At 34.6% G+C, this 2,312-nt stretch carries 1 protein-coding gene; it reads right to left on the reverse strand.

Annotation, left to right across the window (positions count from 1 at the left end; all coding sequences use genetic code 11):
* On the reverse strand, positions 1-2,312 hold a 2,312-nt coding region (locus A6733_RS00350; RefSeq protein ID WP_176696735.1), incomplete at both ends, for a ShET2/EspL2 family type III secretion system effector toxin.

Below are 2,312 nucleotides of genomic sequence, written 5' to 3' on the forward strand. Positions count from 1 at the left end.
GTAACTTTAGTTAATTTTGCATGTACTTCTGAAAACACATCTATCGGCAGTCGTAACAACAACTTGTAATATTCATCAATAACACCATCATGCGCTGTAAACATAGCTGGAACACCACGCACATCTCTAGCAATCAAAAGATTGGCCCAACGACTTCTAGGAAGTTTACTCACCAATAAAAAATAGCCAACAACAACATTGGTACGGTTATCTCGTAAGGCAGAAAACAACCCGGGACAACCATCAGAATCTCTGGACATTATTAGCTCATCCATAGTATTAAGAATTTCATTTTCAGAAATTTTACCCTTAAAAAAATCAAACTTATCTAATAATGTACCAAAGGCACGAACAGAACATTCTTCGCCATTAATCAATGCTGCATTTAATCCAGGTCTACCCAAATCATTCTTAGCAGCTAATATGTCAGAAAAAAGACTAAAAATCTCCTCTATGGAAATAACTCCACCCTCCAACATAAATAATTGTTCTAGTAGCTCAGAAAAAGCAATTACAGAACCTCCATGTCCCTGCTTCAAAGCCATAAATAATCCTGATACACCATCATCATTACTTGACATAAATAACTCGTGGAGCGTAATTAATAACACATCACGAGGCATTTGAGCGATTAATGACATAAGTTGATTTACCAATTTAGCAAAAGCTTTAATGGAATCTTCACAACCATTCTGCAATGCCATAAACAATCCAGGTATGCCTCCAGATCTTGCCATCAATAATTCGTGGAACATATTATAAAACTCACAATCAGACACACCACCTCTAAAAAGAGCAAACCTTTCCAATAACACACCGTAAGCAGCAACGGAATTACTATTGTTTTCAGATAAGGCCAAACATAGTCCAGGTTTATAATTTAAAGATTCCGCCATTAATAATTTAAAAACCATTCTGGTAACATTTCCAAAATAGCTAGAATTATTAAAATGGGTAAATCTTAGTAACAGTTCACCAAAAACTCGCACAGATTCATAACTATCCCAAAAAAGTGCAATTTGTAGACCTGGAACACCATCACTTCTTTTAGACATTAGCAAATCATAAATCATGTCACAAAGCTCAAATACTGAAATCTCGTCACGAATAGACAATAATTTATCCAGTAATAAACAAAATTCACTGACTGCTTCATAACGATTTTCCTGAAGGGCTATAAACAGTCCCGGTAAGCCATCATCTCTTCTTCTAGCCACAAGCAAGTTAAAAAGTATACTGGCAATGTTATACACAGGAATTTTGTCTGACATACTGAATAATCTATCTAGCAACCTACCATAAGCAGCAACCGATTTTGTATGACCTTCCCTTAAAGCAAGGAAAAGACCTGGAGTACCTTCCATATCCTCAGATCGCAACAATTCTGGAAGAAATTTAATCATTTCATCACTAGACATAGTATCCAATAATAAACCATAAGCATCTATATTTTCGTGATTACCTAATCCTAAAGCTGCGTAAAGTGCAGGAATTCCTGCACTACTCTTTCCACAAAAAATATCTTTTCTAAAGTCACTACCAGGATTTAATAATGATACTATATTAACTAACCCCATCACATCATTTGCACTGCCCTCTGACATCAAATGAAACACCATGCATGGAGAGACTCCGTATTGGGATAAAGTTTGAAGTGTCAAGAAACTTTTGTTAGTACCTTTAAGTTCGCAATATTCATATATAAGACACTCACATTCTTCAGGTTGAGCAGTAAGTGTTTTAAAATATTTTCCGTAAAGAGAACAATCAACAAAATTTTGTAAAGAAAATCTAGATTCGTCCAAAAAATCATTAGGATCATTAACTGCAACACGTACAATAACATTAGTTATATTAGGATCAAAAAACCAAACTACGTACCTACTTAGTAAAGTTTTACAAGATTTTTTATGTAAGAGTCTAACAGCCATTACGTGACTACTGCTGCTTAATAAAAACAATCTCTGTTCACAGATACCAGTATCTTTAGCAATACCACACAAAAAATCACCGAACTTACGACAAGCCACAATATGCCTGCCACACGAACTATCTACCATATTTTTATATATCGGATGAATATCTTTAGGAATAATACTTTCTATTAAAGCAGCACTTCCAAAAATATCTCCAACTACTAATTTTTTATTTCTGACATGACAATCAACAGCTTTACGAAGATATAAAGCTGACAGACGAGTACAATCAATATTAACGCCATCAACATTTATTTCGCAATTTAAGTTTATTTCTTCTTGCTGAAGAGACAGCTTTGATATGTAGGGAATACTTTTATCATCGGGTAGCATCTC

Source organism: Candidatus Ichthyocystis sparus, assembly GCF_900078745.1.
GTDB lineage: Bacteria > Pseudomonadota > Gammaproteobacteria > Burkholderiales > 2013Ark19i > Ichthyocystis > Ichthyocystis sparus.